Source organism: Haemophilus haemolyticus, from assembly GCF_003490935.1.
Taxonomy (GTDB): domain Bacteria; phylum Pseudomonadota; class Gammaproteobacteria; order Enterobacterales; family Pasteurellaceae; genus Haemophilus; species Haemophilus haemolyticus_M.
Genome location: NZ_QQGD01000020.1, coordinates 1 through 651 on the forward strand (window position 1 = coordinate 1; position 651 = coordinate 651).

A 651-nucleotide genomic window follows, 5' to 3' on the forward strand; every position below is an offset into this window, starting at 1 on the left:
GATTAAACGCCTCTTATCGACTCATCCAAGCTTTTCGCAGATTAGCACGTCCTTCTTCGCCTCTGATTGCCAAGGCATCCACCTTGTACGCTTAGTCACTTAACTATACAACCTCAAATGTTTTCAACCACTTTAAGTTTTCACTTGAAAGTGCGGTACATTTGATGCGTATTTTCATTCAACTAAACACTTGATTGCTTTTGTTCAATCAAGATTTTATGCAAAATAGGTTTTGTTTTTAGATTTCCCTTTTCAGTTCCCTCTTTTCACTTTTCTATTTTGCCTACTCAGACTTTCTCTCGAAAATCTCTTGTTTTCAGCTTGTTTCCAATTTTTTAAAGAACAGTAAGATAACCTAACAAAGTTATCTTTAATTGGCGTCCCCACGGGGATTCGAACCCCGGTTACCGCCGTGAAAGGGCGATGTCCTAGGCCTCTAGACGATGGGGACATCAATTAAAGATACTCTATCTTATTCTTATCTTTCAACGTTGCTTTCGCTCCGTTTTTAATATTGTTACAACTATCAGCCAATCTGTGTGAGCACTCGCTGTCTCTCGTCTTTGGTAAGGAGGTGATCCAACCGCAGGTTCCCCTACGGTTACCTTGTTACGACTTCACCCCAGTCATGAATCATACCGTGGTAAACGC

General features: G+C 40.9%; 1 tRNA gene and 2 rRNA genes. All 3 read right to left on the reverse strand.

From position 1 onward, the window contains the following. Nucleotides 1-105 (reverse strand): 23S ribosomal RNA (locus DV417_RS09340); the annotation flags it as partial. A gap of 270 nt (nt 106-375) precedes the next feature. Next, nucleotides 376-451 (reverse strand) — tRNA-Glu (locus DV417_RS09345). 116 nt (nt 452-567) lie between these two features. Next, nucleotides 568-651, reverse strand: a 16S ribosomal RNA gene (locus DV417_RS09350); the annotation flags it as partial.